The 17,179-nt window shown below is 47.4% G+C and carries 17 protein-coding genes; 6 read left to right on the forward strand and 11 right to left on the reverse strand.

Annotation, left to right across the window (positions count from 1 at the left end; genetic code table 11):
* Positions 1–80: 80 nt before the first annotated feature.
* Positions 81–728, forward strand: a complete 648-nt coding sequence (locus tag S2091_RS03395) for a MarC family NAAT transporter (protein ID WP_105530388.1) — start codon at positions 81–83, stop codon at positions 726–728.
* 209 nt (positions 729–937) lie between these two features.
* Here the strand turns inward: S2091_RS03395 and S2091_RS03400 are convergent, their stop codons facing one another.
* From S2091_RS03400 to S2091_RS03410, 3 genes are all read right to left on the reverse strand, one after another.
* Positions 938–2,002 carry a DUF5694 domain-containing protein gene (locus S2091_RS03400; protein WP_105530389.1) on the reverse strand — a complete coding sequence of 355 codons (1,065 nt, stop codon included), beginning with the start codon at positions 2,000–2,002 and terminating at the stop codon, positions 938–940.
* A 204-nt stretch (positions 2,003–2,206) separates the two neighbouring features.
* Entirely contained in the window at positions 2,207–3,667 is a 1,461-nt protein-coding gene (locus tag S2091_RS03405; RefSeq protein ID WP_105530390.1) for an alpha/beta hydrolase family protein, read from the reverse strand.
* 55 nt (positions 3,668–3,722) lie between these two features.
* The gene (locus tag S2091_RS03410; RefSeq protein WP_165794897.1) at positions 3,723–4,544 is read right to left on the reverse strand and encodes a head GIN domain-containing protein; all 822 of its coding nucleotides are present in this window, start codon (positions 4,542–4,544) and stop codon (positions 3,723–3,725) included.
* Positions 4,545–5,051: 507 nt separating this feature from the next.
* Between S2091_RS03410 and S2091_RS24750 the strand changes: the two genes are divergently transcribed.
* Positions 5,052–5,324, forward strand: a complete 273-nt coding sequence (locus S2091_RS24750; RefSeq protein ID WP_112886581.1) for a type II toxin-antitoxin system RelE/ParE family toxin — start codon at positions 5,052–5,054, stop codon at positions 5,322–5,324.
* 195 nt (positions 5,325–5,519) lie between these two features.
* Positions 5,520–6,662 carry an HAF repeat-containing protein gene (locus S2091_RS03415; protein WP_105530392.1) on the forward strand — a complete coding sequence of 381 codons (1,143 nt, stop codon included), beginning with the start codon at positions 5,520–5,522 and terminating at the stop codon, positions 6,660–6,662.
* 2 nt (positions 6,663–6,664) lie between these two features.
* On the opposite strand, the gene S2091_RS03420 is transcribed toward S2091_RS03415, so the two are convergent.
* Positions 6,665–7,579 (reverse strand): LysR family transcriptional regulator, encoded by a 915-nt coding sequence (locus tag S2091_RS03420; protein ID WP_243405304.1) that lies wholly within the window; start codon positions 7,577–7,579, stop codon positions 6,665–6,667.
* 154 nt (positions 7,580–7,733) lie between these two features.
* On the opposite strand from S2091_RS03420, the gene S2091_RS03425 reads away from it, so the two are divergent.
* Positions 7,734–8,294: a cysteine hydrolase family protein gene (locus S2091_RS03425; RefSeq protein ID WP_105530393.1), complete on the forward strand. Its 561-nt coding sequence runs from the start codon at positions 7,734–7,736 to the stop codon at positions 8,292–8,294.
* A gap of 15 nt (positions 8,295–8,309) precedes the next feature.
* Here the strand turns inward: S2091_RS03425 and S2091_RS03430 are convergent, their stop codons facing one another.
* From S2091_RS03430 to S2091_RS03460, 7 genes are all read right to left on the reverse strand, one after another.
* On the reverse strand, positions 8,310–9,527 hold the full coding sequence (locus S2091_RS03430; protein WP_105530394.1) for a phospholipase D-like domain-containing protein: 1,218 nt from the start codon (positions 9,525–9,527) through the stop codon (positions 8,310–8,312).
* Between the two features lie 159 nt (positions 9,528–9,686).
* Positions 9,687–10,340, reverse strand: a complete 654-nt coding sequence (locus S2091_RS03435; protein ID WP_105530395.1) for a MotA/TolQ/ExbB proton channel family protein — start codon at positions 10,338–10,340, stop codon at positions 9,687–9,689.
* 97 nt (positions 10,341–10,437) lie between these two features.
* Positions 10,438–12,846 (reverse strand): TonB-dependent receptor, encoded by a 2,409-nt coding sequence (locus tag S2091_RS03440; RefSeq protein ID WP_105530396.1) that lies wholly within the window; start codon positions 12,844–12,846, stop codon positions 10,438–10,440.
* 80 nt (positions 12,847–12,926) lie between these two features.
* Complete coding sequence (locus S2091_RS03445) at positions 12,927–13,640, reverse strand: TonB family protein (RefSeq protein WP_105530397.1); 714 nt, start codon at positions 13,638–13,640, stop codon at positions 12,927–12,929.
* Between the two features lie 5 nt (positions 13,641–13,645).
* Complete coding sequence (locus tag S2091_RS03450) at positions 13,646–14,053, reverse strand: ExbD/TolR family protein (RefSeq protein WP_105530398.1); 408 nt, start codon at positions 14,051–14,053, stop codon at positions 13,646–13,648.
* Positions 14,054–14,206: 153 nt separating this feature from the next.
* Positions 14,207–14,755, reverse strand: a complete 549-nt coding sequence (locus tag S2091_RS03455) for a hypothetical protein (RefSeq protein WP_105530399.1) — start codon at positions 14,753–14,755, stop codon at positions 14,207–14,209.
* Positions 14,742–15,095: a MarR family transcriptional regulator gene (locus tag S2091_RS03460; protein ID WP_105530400.1), complete on the reverse strand. Its 354-nt coding sequence runs from the start codon at positions 15,093–15,095 to the stop codon at positions 14,742–14,744. Before S2091_RS03460 ends, S2091_RS03455 begins: the two co-directional genes overlap by 14 nt.
* A gap of 263 nt (positions 15,096–15,358) precedes the next feature.
* On the opposite strand from S2091_RS03460, the gene S2091_RS03465 reads away from it, so the two are divergent.
* Positions 15,359–16,204, forward strand: coding sequence for a DUF817 domain-containing protein (locus S2091_RS03465; protein WP_105530401.1), 846 nt, complete (start codon positions 15,359–15,361; stop codon positions 16,202–16,204).
* A 179-nt stretch (positions 16,205–16,383) separates the two neighbouring features.
* Positions 16,384–17,139, forward strand: coding sequence for a DUF481 domain-containing protein (locus tag S2091_RS03470; RefSeq protein ID WP_165794898.1), 756 nt, complete (start codon positions 16,384–16,386; stop codon positions 17,137–17,139).
* The last annotated feature ends 40 nt before the right edge of the window (positions 17,140–17,179 follow it).

Below are 17,179 nucleotides of genomic sequence, written 5' to 3' on the forward strand. Positions count from 1 at the left end.
TTATTTGCAATAAAGGCATGTTAATCAATAAATGATTAGCGCCATTTGCGAGCGCCATCGTCAATAAGTGAGGGAGAGATATGTCAGGTTTATTGGAACTGTTGGAAGTGGTCAGCTTGGGGATGATGGCTATATTGCCGTTAGCCAATCCGTTGACCACGGTCGCTTTATTGCTCGGCATGTCAGGAAATCGCTCGCATGCTGAGCTGCATCGTTTGTCGAGGATGACTTCGATATACGTTTTTATGATCATGCTCGTCGCCTTTTACGGCGGTCAGATCGTCATGACTACGTTTGGCATTTCCATCCCCGGTTTGCGGGTGGCTGGCGGGCTGATTGTGGCTTACATCGGTTTTAGAATGCTGTTTCCTGTGCCAGCGCCGGCTGCCGGTACGAATCAGGATGAATTGTCTGCCGACATTGCCTTTATTCCACTGGCCATGCCCAGTACCGCCGGGCCCGGCACGATTGCGATGATTATCAGTGGCGCGGCAACCTTCAAAGATCTTACCAACATTACTCCCTGGGTATTAACGGTGGCGCCAGTGCTAGTTTTTATAGGTGTCAGTTTGGTATTGTGGATTTCTTTGCGGAGTGCCAAGACGATTATGCGTTTTTTAGGGCGCAGTGGGATTGAAGCCGTCTCGAGATTGATGGGATTTTTGCTGATCTGCATGGGCGTGCAATTTGTGATTAATGGGATAGTCGAGATTACGAGGAGTATCTGATTATTGCTGGTAATCGTGCCATGTTGGGTACTACAGCCAGTGCTGCGTTTTTAGATAATGCCCTAAACAAGAGCGTCTGTTTAGGGCATTTTTTATCAGCGTGTTGAGTTACATAGCTTCATTCCATACTTTAGGTTTGGCTCTGTCCCGCCGACGAAAAGGTTAGCTAATAGCGATTTAATTTAACTTCCTACTTCTCAGTTATTGCGTTATTTCAGCATCCCTTCTACATCGACGATATCCACTCCCGGCAGTTGGCCGAGCCAGTGGTCAAACCACGGCTTGTGCGAGGCGCCGACAATGGACAGGACGCGGGCGCCGGGACGTTCGCGGAAGGTTTCGTGGACGTTGGCAACCATGCGCAGGTTGCGGACTTCCCAGCCGGCGACCCAGATCTGCGGATAGCCTTCCGGCGACTTTGCGCGCAAGGCCGCGCTGACGTTGACCTCGGCAAGCACCCTCAGGTAATCCGGATCATTGACGGAGCGGTACAACGGAAGCAAGTCAGGGGCCTGTAAAAGAACCTTCTCTCGTTTCTCATGTTCGTTCAACTCCCCTTTGCCTGCGGCCCATGCTGCGGCTAATACCTGACCGACAGTCTGTCTATCCGTGAAATCGATGTTGTCGCCGGTATGGTTGTCTACGGCGTAAACCCGCTGCAGGCCCAGCCGTGCGGCTAAGCGCGCGCCCAGCTGGTAGTTTTCGTTGTTGCGTGTCCCAATCCGTCCAAGCATTTCCACTAGCGCGGTGTCCAAGCTGTCGCCAGCGCGGCGCTCAGCTTCGGGCAGCTGCAGCCATTGCACATAGGCCGAAGCGCGGTCATTCGCCGCCAGGAATAGCGCAGCCAGGCGGCGCCGCTGCGCTGGCGTCGGCTGTGCCGGCCAGGCCTTGAACGTTTTATCTACTTCGGCGATGGCGGCGGGCACGTCCAGCTTAGTGGCTGCCTGCGCCGCGTCAGTCGGGGCGCAGTAATCGGGGCCGTACTTTGCAGGATGGCGCGCAGCGAGGTCACATTCCTCTCCGGACAGCGCTTCAATGGTGATGATGTCGGGCTTAAACGCGGCCAGCCTGTCCAGTACGCTTTGCAGCGATGCGGGATTGAAGCTTTCCGGTAATTCGCTCAAGTGCACGGTACCCAGCACAAGTACTTGAGCACGCGGCCCAACCATGTCGCGATCAAGCGCCGTTAGATTGACCTGCGCTTGCGTTGTGAACGGAAATGTCGCGATAAATGTTGCGATTAATCCCCAGATCCAATTTGTCCATTTGCCCATGTCGTATTTTTCCTTGTGTTGTCAAAATAGTGCGGTCAGTTGCGTTGCTAATGGTTTGTTCTATTTTTTCACATTTCCACTACCCGAATTAGGCGTACTCCTATAGCTAAAATTACCTTTATGGTAGCGCCTAAGAAATACGCTTGATTACTGAACCGTGGATTCAACCAACGCGACTGAGCGCCTTGGTAAGTTCATCAACGCTCAGTGTTGAATACTGAACGCGGCGATTTTTTGCAAAGCGCCGGGTGCGATCGTTTCATCGATTTTGTCGTATTCCTCTTCACCACCAGTCTTAGCAGTTTGGAATAGATGATTCAGTGACGGTAATATTGCTGATTCAACCTTCGGATTTCCTCCCGCTTTCAATGCGGCGACAATACCGGCAAGACTTTCTACCGGCACCTGATGATCGAGGCTGCCATTTAGTGCCAGTACCGGGCAGCGAACCATGCGCCAGTCAAGCGCGGGATTAGACATTAGCAATGTACGCAAACCAGGTTGCTTAGCTTGTGCCAGGGAGAGTGAACCCATGTTCATTTTGAGTTTTTTCACCAAAGCCTGATCTTCAGGTGCAAGCCCACTATAGAGCGCTTTGAGTGCCACAATCCGCGGCTCAACATCGGCCTGCGCAATAATGGTTTCATAAAACTTCTGCACATAGATCGTCAGTATTCTCTCTTCTTCCGCTGGGCTGGCTCCGTGATCCTTGGCCCAGATATGGTCTTGCAACAGCATCATGTCTAGGCCGGGAAGGCCAACGCCAGCAAGAGAAATTACAAAATCCACCGATTTTGGTTGGTGAGCGGCTACTGCTGCGGCGATGCCAGGCCCTTCACTATGACCTATCAAACCGAGATGATTGAATTCCTTGCGGGCTTTCAGCGCTTGTACTACGGCATTCAAGTCGTCAATCAATTGTGCGGTGGTATGTTGTTCGTAGTCGCCAGTGGAGCGCCCAACGCCACGCTTGTCGTAACGCAGCACTGCTACACCTTGGCGCGCAAGATAGTCGGCTAGCACAGCAAACGGCTGGTGTCCTGCAGCATCTTCATCACGATTATTGGGGCCGCTGCCGCTTACCAGAATGACTACATTGGGGTGAGTCTTCCCGTTTGGGATGGAGAGTGTTGCGCCAAGTGTCACGCCGTCTGTGCTGCTGATGGCCAGTGTTTCATCCTTATAAGGAAATGGCGCTTTGGGGGTTTGTGCCCGGACCTTCATTGGAAATTCCGAAACCTGCTTCATTTCCATAGACTGTGCAAAGTCGCCTTGTTTATAGTCACCCATGAAATGGTCATTGACCCAAGTCAGCTTCATGGCCGCAAATGAGAAATCCAGCTCCAAGGCATCGCCAGTGCCGTGAATGCTTTTCACCGGTATATCGTAAGCATCTTGGTCAGGGCTGCTAACACTTGCCCAATACGATCCATCGGCTCTGGTGAACAATTCGGCACCGATTTTAAGCGTAGGGCCATTAGGAATTTTCAGGTCGCCAAGCCAGTACCCTTTGTGATCTTTCAAGAGACTAGCCGGAGTTTCAGCTGATATCTCAGTTTTAGCCGCAGCTTGAATCTCAGTTCCAGTTTCAGTCTCAGCTTGCGTGAGCGGAGGGAGGGCAAGCAGTGCGACTAAAATCAGTGTATTTTTTAGGTAAGGTTGCATACAGATGCGCCTTCAAGTGTCGGTTGAGGTGAAAATAGTCAGTGAAGCTACTGGCTTATTCAATTTTTCTCACACTCCCACTACCCGAATTATGTGTGATCACATGACTAGGATTACCCCTATAGGTAACGTCACCGCTACCGGACGTACCAGCATCAAGATCGCCATTCACATCTATCGCGGCATCTCCTGAGCCGGAAATATGTACCCGGTATTTATCCGTTACCAAGTTGGTGGCATATAAATTTCCTGAGCCGCTGATGCTTGCTTTCACATTTTGGGCGGTGCCGCTGGCTTTGATTTTTCCGGATCCGGAAATGTCAAAGTCCACCTGATTCGCAACGATGACCGATAACACAACATCTCCCGATCCGCTGACTTCGTTTTTCAGATTTTGGAATTTGCCCTTAAGATTAATATCGCCTGACCCAGAAAGGTCAACATCCACTGCGCCAGTCAATTCCATTTCAGCTTGCAACGCGCCTGAACCGCTGACAGTCAAGTCAACATTATTGCCGGTAAATTTCGTCTGGCCGACCAAATTCCCCGATCCGCTCATGTTGAGCGCTTCAATATTTTCTACCGTTATATAGACATTTAAGGGATTCTCTTTGTGCCAGCCCCAGCTATATCCCGATCCTTTTTTGCGGATAGTCAGCTTGCCTCTACTTACTTCCGTTTCAATATCGGCAAGAATATCTGCTTTCCCTTCCAACTCCACTTTTTGCGGGCTGCCTTGTTTTAAGTAGATATTTCCTGAAACGGTCGAGGTGATTTTTGTGAACTTATCTACGTTGCGAACTTCTTTAGTTTGGGCAAGCGCCGCAGAAGATATAAAGGCGAGTGCCCAGATAATGATGTGTGTTATTTTTTTCATGTTTGCATCTCCCATGTGGATTGAATTCAATTTTCTGATTAAAAAGTAGAATCTAATTTTTGAAATCATAGTGTTATCAATAAAAAATTATTTCACTATTCCGACGAAGTGAATTTTTTGAGGCTTGAAATGCAAAGTGCGATGGATAAAGCGTGAGATGTGATTAATTGAGCGTTAATTTTCTTGCCTGGGAGGGAGTACTGAATGCTTTTGTCATTTAGATTCAATTCAGGCGCGTCTTTGCTAATATTGCTACAATGAAACTTTTGTGCTTCGCAGGTCACAATCGGTTAACGCCAACACACAGAATAAAAGATCAGACTTGACACAGGTTCTGTATTAAATAGAATCGTTATTTAATACAGAATTTATGGAATCAACTCTAACCACATGAGGCATACATAGAGCAACAAATTTGGCAAATTGCAGAGGTCAAGGCAGGTATAGAAGAAGCGGACAAAGGAGAGTTTGCAACGGATGCAGAAATGAACGCTATCTTCTTAAAATATGCAAATTAAGTGGACGAAAAGAGCGTCTCAAAACTTTGATTCGATTCTGTCGCATATTGCAACCAGCAACCCAATGGCATTTAAAAAATTCATGCTAGATACATTGGAAAAGATCGCAAACCTAAGAGATTTTCCCTTGTATGGACGTGCAGGAATTGTCCCGCTGTCACGCGAGTTAGTTATTCAATATTGTTTATTACCGAATAAAAACCGAACAGATAGAAATATTACGTGTTCTTCATGTCCGTCGAAAGTATCCTTAATTAGTTGAAAAGCACGGTTGGGCTAACGTTTTCCCTGTCTACTTGGCACTGTCCGAAACCGAACACCTCAACTGTCTGAAATCGGACAGTTTTTATTTGCCCGGTTACACAAAATTTATCTTCACCTTAGAGCTAGCTTTCAACATACCTGGCACCGTTATTGCAATGTGGTTGTAATTGTCCAACTTGGAAAGGATTATCGAATGCATCGTAACCTGCAAAGCTGTATTTTTCTTTTGGTTCTGTTCGGCGGCGAAGCTGCCGCAACCACAACCACCCATTCCCTTGGTATCGTGCCGCCGGCGAAGGGAGGATCGATCGCCTACGATATGAATGCTGCGGGGCAGGTTGCTGCGGTGATTCAAGACGAAAGCGGAGGCCAGCGCGGTGTATTTTTTGAGAATGGAAAATTGATCGAACTTGGAACGCTAGGCGGGAAAGATAGCGAGGCCAAACGTATTAATGACAAGGGTGAAATCATTGGGTCGGCAAGCAAGAAAGACGGCGCCTGGAGCGCGGTCCTGTACAACCAGGCCAGCGGGATGCATGAGTTGGGTACGTTGGGCGGTACCAACAGTTACGGTACGGCGCTGAATAATGAAGGCTCTGCCGTGGGATTCTCCGATATAGCGAGCGGAGACTGGCATGCTTTTCTGTATAAAAACGGCGAGCAACTCAAGGATCTGGGAACGCTGGGCGGAAAAATCAGTTACGCGAGCGGCATTAATAATATGGGGCAGGTTGTTGGCACCGCGACGCTTCCAGACGAGCACCGTCACGCTTTTTTTTATGAGCCCGCTCGTGGAATGATTGACCTAGGCACACTCGGCGGTCGCTCCAGTTCAGCGACGGCGATCAATGACAAAGGTGTGATCGTCGGGGCATCAGAGACGGCAGATCATCATTGGCACGCGTTTGTCTACGACGGGCAGCGCATGGTTGATCTGGGTGCAATCATAGGCCGAGGCGACAGTTTCGCCACCAGCATTAATAGTGCCGGCCACGTTGTTGGAACAGTTCGGATTGGTGAAGACTGCATGTCGTTTGTTTGGCGGGACAACAAGGTGACGTTGCATTATTGCGGCAAAGGCTTGTTCCTGACCAACGCCATCAACGATACCGAGCAAGTGGTCGGTGCAACATATGATCACGGCTTGAACGCCGCCACCATGCTTTCAAATACAGCGCCATTTGTTGATCATGGCCACGTCAAATTTATTAACCAGATCGTGCTGGTGTTGTTACTGGCTGGCGCGGCGGTTATCTATCGCAAGCGCTACAGAGGCATTTTATTGGATGGTTCCGCCGATTTGGGCGTGGGAAAAAATAGGTTCCTCCCCAGGTAACTTTACCAACTGACAAGTCCGGCACGTACCGCATCGCTCTTGGCTGTAATGCGTTTATTACGGATGAAGCGGGTAACGATTTGTACGGCCTTGGTTCGCGCTGTGTCGGGTAATGCAATCAGCGCGAACTGACGTTGGGCAGGAATTGGCAGATCAACGATGTTGACACCGGACGGTTCAGGATAAACAGCAAGCCGCGGCAAGATGGAGTAACCGACGCCGTGTCTGACCATAGCCGCGATGCTGGTATCAGTTGTCAGCGTGCGCGAAAGTTCGGCAGTGAATCCGGCTGCACGGCATTGCTCTAATATGGCGAGCGCACCGGAGCAGTTCAGTTGGATATACGGTAGCACCTTGAGTTGATCCCACGAAACCGGCGCGCGTAATTGCAGCGAGGTTGGTACCACCAGAACATAAGAATCCGACACAAAAGAGTGCGTCACCAATTCCGATCTAACCGGCAATTGTGCAATGCCAATATCGGCGCGGCCTTCCATTACAGCGCGGGATACATCTTCGCGCTCTTCGCAACTGTCGTCGATATCAATCCGTATGCCGGGATACTCGATAGCAAGCGCCGCCAAAGCATGCGGTAGCAAATGGGTGCCGACACTACGAAAACAGGCAATGCGCACCTGGCCGATAACTGCGGCATTGTCTTCGACAACGTCAACGATGTTATGTGTCAGACGCAGTATTTGGCGCGCTTTGGTCAGCACGCGGTAACCGGCATCTGTTGGTACACAGCCTGAACGGGAGCGCGATAGCAGTCGGGTTTTCAGCGTTGTTTCTAATTCCGTGATCGCATGGCTGATGCGCGACTGGGTACATCCTAACTCTGCTGCGGCAGCGCCGAAGCCGCCTGAGTCGGCTACCGCTATCAGCATTTCAAGTTGATTGAGCTTCAGTTTATTCATTGAATTAATTGAGATAAGTAAGCGAGATAAGTAAGCAAAACAAGTAATCGAAATCCTTCATGGATGAATGCGAAGTATATGGGATTTCGGTTGCCGTGAATATCGCGTTACCGGAAGATGGGTTTGTCGCAAATGCCTATTGAAAGGAACTTGTATGAACCAACTGCCCTTAGATACCGTTTTGGTCGTGATTGATGTGCAACAGGCGTTTAATGACCCAAGCTGGGGTCAACGCAATAACCCTGCTGCCGAAGCCAATATCGCTGCGTTGCTTGCTGCCTGGAGAAAAAGCCAGCGTCCGATTATTCATATTCATCATCGTTCACCTCGGCCAGAAAGCTTGTTTTACCCTGAGCATCCCGGCTTCAAGGTAAAACCGGAAGCCGAGCCGCAACTCGATGAGCCTGTGCTTTATAAGCAGGTAAACAGTTCGTTCATCGGCACTGACCTGGAACAACGTCTGCGTGCACGTGGCGCGACGACGCTGGTCATCGTGGGGATTACAACGGATCATTGCGTTTCTACCACGACCCGCATGGCCGGTAATTTCGGCTTTGTGACTTACCTCGTATCAGATGCTACCGCGACCTTTGATCGCGTCGGGCCAAGCGGTAAGTACTTCAGCGCCGAGCAAATGCATGAAACGGCATTAGCGAGTTTGCATCAAGAATTTGCGACGGTGGTTGAGTGTGCTTCGCTACTGGATTGTTCATAATATCGACGTAGCCAACTATTCCTGGCCCTTTACCGGTTTAGGATAATCCTTCATCATATCAATCGCTTGCGCGTAGCTGGAATCCCAGGTTTGCTGATGCAGATCTGCGATCCGTTTTGCCATCGCCTGATTGCGCAATACGATTTCCATATTGCGTGAATTATCTAAATAGCCGCCGCTCCAATTGCTGGTGCCGATCCATGCGATTTGTCCGTCGATCGACATGGTTTTACTATGAATGACGCGGGCGAATGGGATAAAGCCGCTGGCTGCTTTTGGCAGCGTGACGATTTTTATTTCCATCCCGGGTAGCAACGATAAACTTTTTAAATAATGAATTGCCGGTTTTTCGGTATTCCAGTTCGATACCATTAATTTGACTTTAACACCGCGTGTTAAGGCAGCGCGTATCGCATTGTCTATCACCGCATAATAAGGGCGGGTGTGATTCGGGCCGTAGCTGAGTGGCGCGTAGTCGAGCAGTTGAATACGCACTTCAGATTTTGCTTCTGCCAGCAATTTCACTATTTCTGCTTCAGAGTCACCAATGCCATCCGGGTTATAGGCATTTGGGCTAGCGATTAAAAATGCGGCGGATTGATCGTGTGCTGCAACGCTATGTTGATTTAACGCGGCTACTTTTTTACCTTGTGCAATGAGTTCCTGAGCTTGCCAGTCTTGCTCAAAGATCGCGTGTATTTGCGCAACGACGTCGTGGTCGGTAATGCGCAAGCCGGTTTCATGGATATGTTCAAAAGAGCGCCAGTCAAAATTTTGGCTTCCAACGTAAGCAGTGTCACCGTCAACCACCATATATTTAGCGTGGATGATGCCGTTGCCGGTTAATTTTGAATAATCAAGAAAACGGAATTCTAGATGTGGGATTTGTTTAAGACGTTCAATCGTGCCGGTATCTGATAACGACTTGCCTTTTTCTTCCATCAAAAACCGAATTTTTACGCCGCGTGCACCCGCCGCCGCTAAGCGATTAATGACATTCTCAAATGCCGCGCCTGGCTTGCTGGCAACATAAAACTGACCCAGCACAATCTCTGTCTTGGCACTATCAAACATCTCGCTCCAGACTTGCAATGGCTCCCGCAAATCCGGTGTAGCCAGCGCTGTTTCAACGGGAACGGTATGCACTAATTCGTAACCGGGAATGCTGAATTCAGCATGAGCGATGGTGATTTGACTTATTAAAAGCGTGGCTAAGAGAATGAGTTTGCGCATAGGGTATTTTCTGCAGGAGCTGTAGGGTGGGCACGGTTTTGTGCCCACGCGTAACGGGAGATAAACAATGGATTTTATTTAAAAATATTATTGATCGAATATAACGCGTGGGCACGATGAAGCTGTGCCCATCCTACGAAAATTTAATCAACCAGCTATTTAAGCGATATGCAATTTACCAGTTTCGATAGACACCGGTTTTGTATTGGCGTGAGCACTGTCGAGTCGACCAACACAGGCGCGCAACATCAATACTTTTAAATGATCGTTAATACGTTCAATGCGTTCCTGGAACATATTAAAAAAGAACATGCCGACGACAGCAATGCCGATCCCTAATGCCGTTGCATACAAGGCGGTACCAATGCCTTGCGATACTTGACCAGGGTCAGAAACGCCGGACACAGCCAGTGCTTTAAACGTGTCGATAATACCCAGAATAGTGCCGAGTAAGCCGAGTAACGGTGCTGCGGTGACGATGGTGTCGAGTATCCAGATGCGATGTTGAATTTCACCGCGATTAGCGATATAGACCGACTCGCTATAATCTTCAAGATCTTTGTTATTTGTCAGGTTGTGTTTTTCAGCCAGAATGTCGCTGACCAACGTCAGTGGTAAATTTGCTTTTGCCGTTAATTCTGCCGGTAATTCGTTGATGTTCTGCACCGCGTGAGTCATCGCTTTTTCTAGTTTGATCGCCTGACTCAGCGTGTAGTTATAAAATATGCCGCGCTCGACAATGACAAACAACGCTAATGCCGCACAGGCGTACATCAGGTAAAAAGCGAGTTCGTGGAATAGTTGCATGTTCATGTTAATTTCTCCGCACAATAAGGCAGTTTTTATGGTGGCGAACTTTCGGTTCGCCACCAGGGATTGCAATTAATGACTTAAATAGTGATAACTACGTTTAAAAATCCGCAACAAGTGTCAGGCTAAATGTCCGCGGTGGGCTTACATAAAATGACGGCGCTGATGCCGGGATGTTCCCGATCGCATACGCATTTGATGTGAATTGACTACCGCTGCCAGAACTTAAGCTTAGGTAGTTACGATCAAACATATTGTTGACGTTAAATTTCAAGGTCGGTTTTTTGAGCCAGTTATTGGATTCAAACGTATACCCTGCTCCGGCGCTGGTTGTTACGTAGCCGCCGATGCTGTCATCGTTGACCAATGTTGAATAACGCTTGCCAGTGTATTTAGCTTGTGAAAATACATACCAGTTTGCTTCGGTATATTGCAGGTTTAAACCGCTTAACCAATTTGGCGTATCCGGGAATTCTTTACCGGCAGTTGGTAAAGTTGAAGTGACGGTCCAAGGAATATCGCTATCCATGTGGCTCTTGATGTAGGAGAGCGACGCATACATACTCCAATTTTTTGTGATGGCATAGCCGGTTTCTAATTCAAAACCTTTAGATGTAGCGTCGCCAACGTTGAAATCGGTATTGGTATCGGTGTCTGGGTTGTAGGAAGTAGCAATACGGTTTTTAAAATCGATGTAATAAATCGAGCTTGAGAAAGTCCATTTATCGGAAGTGTAGCGATAACCCAGATCAAAGTTCCATGAAGTTTCTTTATCCACTGGAACGTCGCGCATTGTTCCACCGGCGTATGTGCCATTCACGATAGAGCCGCCAGAAACCAGATTGAAATAAGAGAAGTTGCCAGGTGCTTTGAAGTTTTTCGTCGCATTAAAAAATACGGAATCGGCTTGATCTAACTGATAGCGCAAACCTAAGCTCGGTAATAAGCTGGTGTATTCTTTATCTAATGTGTAGAAAGCCGGTGAGCTTTGGCTTGGTTCGTTAGTGAAATTGCGTTCAATGCCAGAATAACGCGCACCAAGTTGCACATTTAATTTATCTTGCATCAAATTGATATTGTCTTGTGCGAAGAGAGATCTACCGGTATTGATGGTCATCGCATTACGATATTCCACTGCCGAACCATTTTGATTCTGCAAATAATCAGTTGGATTGTTTAGCCAAAGATCGGCAGGAACACCGTTAGCTGCGATTGCCGAGTATGGCGCAGTTTGCTGTTGACGAGCACGTTCAAACCAGTAACCGAACATGACGCGTTGATCATCAAATTGTTGTGTAAATTTAGTGGTGATACCTGGGCGATATGTCTTAGTTACGCTGCCTTCGTAGGCATATACCGTGTCTTTAGTGTCGCCGTCTTTGTTGACATCTTTTACGCCACCAGCGAGTAATGTGCTGGCATTGCCTTCAGTAATGGTTTGTAATTCATTGCCGCCTGTACCGTAGCCATACCACATGTAAGGACTGACATCGACGGCGGATTTAGGTGTGATCTGGAAGTGGCCGTTCATGGTTGCGAGCCAATTGTCGAACGGATTAATGTTGTAGGCGTAATATAAATTCTTAGGCCCATTGGAGATACCGGCGTTTGGCGCATAAGTTGAATCATTTTGCGCTGTGCCATTTACGCCCGGTTGGTGTACCGGCATTTGCGTACCGAAATCGTAGTTGGTTCCGTACTGAGCGATTTGTGCCTTGGTCAATGAACGATAGTTGTTGTTGATGGCGGTATTGTATAAAACTGCGGTGTCAATATAGCTACCGTTATCAAGCGTTAATTTACTGTTGAAATCGGTATGTTCTTTATCCGCGCCGCCTTCGCCCTTGAATTTATCTACCTGGGTTTTTGAATAAGAAATAAAGAATTTAAATCTATCGTTCAATATTTTTCCTGAGTCCACGCGAGCATAATATTTACGCAAATTATGCGATCCGATAATGGTCTCTACGCGGAAACGACGCGCATCTTCAGGTGTACAGGTATTCATGCCGATATTGCCGCCGGTAGCGCCAACGTGCGGTGCTTCGGTGTCAGTGGAACCTTGCGTTACGTAGATATCGCACAGGTTTTCTGAGTCGGTATATTCTTGTGGATATACCGCAAAGTTACCGGAATCATTCACCGGCGCGCCGTTAATTGTAAAACCGAGTTGATCACTATTGAAGCCGCGAACCCGAATGTTACCGCCGAATAGGCCTGTTCCATCTTGATCGTAGGTATTCACGCCAGGCAGTAAGCCGATCATTTGGTATGGATTGCTAGTGCCTTGTTGCTTGTCCATGTAAGTACGGTCAACCGAACTACGCGCTTTTGGTGATTCTTCTGCCTGGATCAAACCAGTGCTAGTGCTCTGTCCGCTATCCTGGCTTTGAACTGTCACTTTACCCACTTCAGTAGTGGTATCGACTGCGTATGCAAATGGGCTTGCAACGATGAACAACCCAGAAATCAGCATAGACAGTCTGGTGACTTTGTATTTGTGTTTCATTTAAGAGTTCCCTGTAAATTTTCGGTTTTAAAACGTCGTGATCCAACTAAAAAAATATTGCAACATCTGATCCCGTACCTTCAGGCTGCCGCCGGTATGAAATCTAACTCGGCACTAAACTTATGCGTGGCTTCCCCTGCCCAGCTGGATTCAGGAAAAGCAGTAAATGAAGAGCGATTAATCGTTTTTTTGGCAGCATCATCGAGCAGCATCGAGTTGGATGATTCTTCGATTCCTTGCTCAACAACAGCGCCGTTACGGCTTAATACAAACCAGACTTTTACCTTGCCTTGCGGTTTCTGCTGGCTGGCCTCACGCCCGGTCGGATAGCGTTTAATGCTATTTAAATGCGCGCGCAATTTAGCGATATAGCCCGCTTCAATACTGGCGTTGTTTGGTTTTGCTGGCTCGGCTGCTGACGCAACAGGAGCTGGCGTGGGCATCAGCGTTGGCGTAGGTGTTGGATTAGTAACCGGGGTATTCAGTGCAACGGGCACCGCTGCCGCTACTTCTGCACTTGGGCTATTGGTCACCGTTTCTTGTCTGGCTGTTGGCTGACTTATCGGCTTGACTGTCGGTTGATTAACTGGCGTTGGCGGAGTCGGGGGTTTTGGAACAGACTCTGGTTCAGGCTCCGGCGCAGATAAGCTAATTTGAACCGTAGCCTCATCAACGTGGCGCTCAATTTTTACCGCTTTTTGAACACCCGCAATGATTAATATGCTGAGTATTAGTAGCGATGGCAACGTAGCCAGCGCATTGCGGAACCGGTATGAAAATGGTGTAGTCGGCATTTTTATTACAGCTTCCGGGTAGCGATAGAGATAGACTCAAAGCCGTTTTTCTTTAAGTTATCCATAACATCGACCAAGCGCTGTACTTCAACGCCGCTATCGCTATTGATAATTACATTGAGTTTTTCGCTACCTTTTTTTGCCTGATTTAGGCGCGCAACGATTTCGCTCATTGACGTATTGACGCCATCAACCTGCAATGCGTTATTTAAGCCTAGCGTAATCACGGCTTTATTTTGCGGTGTTAAATTTTGTGAACTGGACGCGCCGGGTAAATGAGTTTTTAGTCCCAGTGCCGGTATCACATTCAAACTAATCAATACAAAAAATACCAACAGAAACATCATCACGTCGATCATGGGAATAATTTCGACACGAGCTTTTCGTTTTTTTTGTTCATCCCAACTGCGCATACAACACTCCGATTCAAATTAATATTCGCTGAAACAGCGACCAGATTAATCGCTATAAATTACATAGCAGTCGGCATGGTAATAAGTAATTATTACTCGCGTATTACAAGATGACAGGAAGATTACGTGTGGTTTTTTAGAGCAGAAATGCGCCTAGCGGTGTGGCAGAGGAACGAAGGAGAGCAGGGTTTTGAATGCGTAGACAACGATTAATGAGCCGGTTAAATCGCCGATAGACATCACGATCAGGCTTGGTAAATAGTGGGAAGAAACGCCGCGCATAATGAACCACGCCAGTTGCAGCAGCGGGTTGCACAAGCCGTATAACAAAATGCAGATCAGGAGATTCGTCGTCGTCAGATTGCTCAGTGAACGCTCTAAACGCATTTCCTGGAGGGTGTAACGATAGGCGAAATAAGGCGCTAATGCAGAAATTAAGCTATAGCCGATGGTGGTGATCGGGTCGCCAGGAAAAAGAGCATACATGCTTGAAGTAAGCAGTGATCCAAACAAAATCCCGAGCACGCCTGCTTCCGCAAACAACAGAGTGCAAATCAGGCGCAGACCGGCGGGTAGATAAACCCATGCAACGCCTTGGGTAAATTCGATTTGCTTGAACAGCCAATCATTGAGCATGTAGGACAGCGTGTAGGCCACTACGACAAAAGCGACTGTAAGCAGGTTGCGGCTAATTATTGACATCCTGCGTCGCTTGCATCAAACATTTAGAGAGTTTGTCGAAATGCAGCCACGCAGCCTGGCTAAGTTCAACCTGTTTGCGACGCGTATCGTCGGTGTCGGTGAGAATAATCCAGCCTTTTTCTCGCATTGATTTGAGTCGCGCATGCAGCATCGCCGGTGAGCCAAGTTCGCTTTGCGCCATCATGTCACGTACGGATAAACGATCTTTAGCTTTCCCGGCAAGCGCCACAAAAGCCAGAATGCGGTCCTCCAACGGATCAAGCGTCGGCAAGCCACGCAGGGCGTGAGCCAATTGCAAGAACCGGACGTAAATGTCAGCGGAAGGACTATGTTTTTCCATGGCGATTTGGTGAATTTTTCAACTGGAAAGAGGGGTAAAACGAGTGAGATCATAACCGTCAACGCGGTTAGGCGTCAAATTTTAAAGTTGTATGGGCAACATTTTGGTTTTAAATTGTGAATAGCATTTTTGCTGATTTGTTGGGTAGCTCAATAGAAGTGTTGCTGCGTGTCCATGCTAATATTCCGAGCTTAATTCAGTACAACTCAGCATAATTCTTCAAATATTTAGCAAATACTAACGTTTCAACTACGCAATTGACCATGCCCATTCAAGCTCTCGACAATCATCTTCTTAATCTACGGGCGAAACCGGATTTATCTGGACTATCTCGCTTCGTCGTTGAGTTTTTATATTTCGGTATAAAGGAGGCTCGGTCATGTTTGTTTGCCGGCCTCTTCTTTGCAGCGATATTTTGTTTACCGCGCTCCGGCATCATGGGCATCCCACGTTACGATGCGTTGCTTATCATCGCCGTACTCATTCAATTATGGATGGTGTGGACTAAGCTGGAAACGACCGATGAACTGAAAGCCATTTGCCTGTTTCACGTCATCGGTTTTGCACTGGAAGTGTTTAAAACATCGAGCGGAATTAAGTCATGGTCGTACCCTGATCTTGCCTATAGCAAGCTTCTTGGTGTTCCTTTGTTTTCTGGGTTTATGTATGCCGCGGTCGGTAGTTACATCATTCAGGCATGGCGTATGTTGGATGTGAAAATCAGGCATTATCCACCGTACTGGATGGCAACCGTGATTGCCATTTTAATCTACGCAAACTTCTTCACGCATCATTACATCGGCGACTATCGCTGGTACATTGCCGCTTGCACGCTGGGACTGTATGCAAGATCAACCGTCGTCTTCACACCATTAGATCGGGAGCGGCGTATGCCCTTGTTATTGGCATTTGTGTTGATTGGATTTTTCATTTGGCTGGCCGAAAATATCAGCACTTTTTTCGGCATTTGGAGATATCCAGACCAAATCGGCGCTTGGGCAACGGTGAATGTCGGAAAGTGGAGTTCATGGTCTTTATTAGTCATCATGACATTTACCATCGTCGGTAATTTGAAACACATTAAGCAGCGCATTCATATTCCGGCATAGGATGATTTTATGAATGTATTCACCTTGCTTCGACTGGATTGTGACGATGTTTTTTGCTGGCAATCATGTAACAGTTGGTATTTTAAATTGACGCGAGTAGTAGCTTTAAATTAATATTTCGATAATTTTTCGCAAAAAAGCTGGTTTTAATTGCGAGCTTTACCTATAGGATATTCTCAGTGTTACTTCAAACAAAAAACATCGCAGCATTAGTATTCGGCTTAAGTTTATGTGCTTTTTCTCACGCGGAAGACCCCATCAAAGTGACTAATAAGGACTACAACCTGGATGCTGATTTAAATTATCTGGTTAATAGTACGAACTCTTCGACCGATGTGGGTAATACCAAACAAAACTTTTCTGGTCATATCGATTTTAAACAAATCAGCGGTGATTGGGCTCAAGAAATTAAGGCGGCTGCAGTCAATAGCACCGACGGAAATAATCCGGTAGACAATACGGAAAGCTATTTGGTCTCTGGTAAAACCATGCACAATGAAGACGCAAGTTTCTATGAATTTGCCAAAGTGCAGTGGGAAAAAGACTCAAGCAGCGCATTTAAATCGCAAACCGCGTTGACCCTCGGTCTCGGGAAAAAACTCTATAGCGATGATCTTCAATTCTTGACGGCGGAAGTGGGTGCCGGGGCAGAATATGACGTTAAGCAAGCGCCTCCGAACTATTCCAGCACTAATGGACTTGGGACGCTTGCGGCGCATTACGAACGCAAGATCACGACTTCGGTTAGCTTTGTTCAGGATGTTGGCTATGACTACAGTTCAATCTCAAAGACGATACGCTCACGCAGTGCCATCTCGGTGATGCTCACGGATAAATTATCCGGATTGGTTAGTTTGGACTATAAAAAAATCCATTCCGATTTGGGTGACTCTCGTACTATTTTGAGTGCGATAGGACTTAAATATAGCTTTTAATGACAGTATTAATCGGCGATAAATAGTTATATTCTCGCTT

The organism is Solimicrobium silvestre, from assembly GCF_002976435.1.
GTDB classification, from domain to species: Bacteria; Pseudomonadota; Gammaproteobacteria; order Burkholderiales; family Burkholderiaceae_D; genus Solimicrobium; species Solimicrobium silvestre.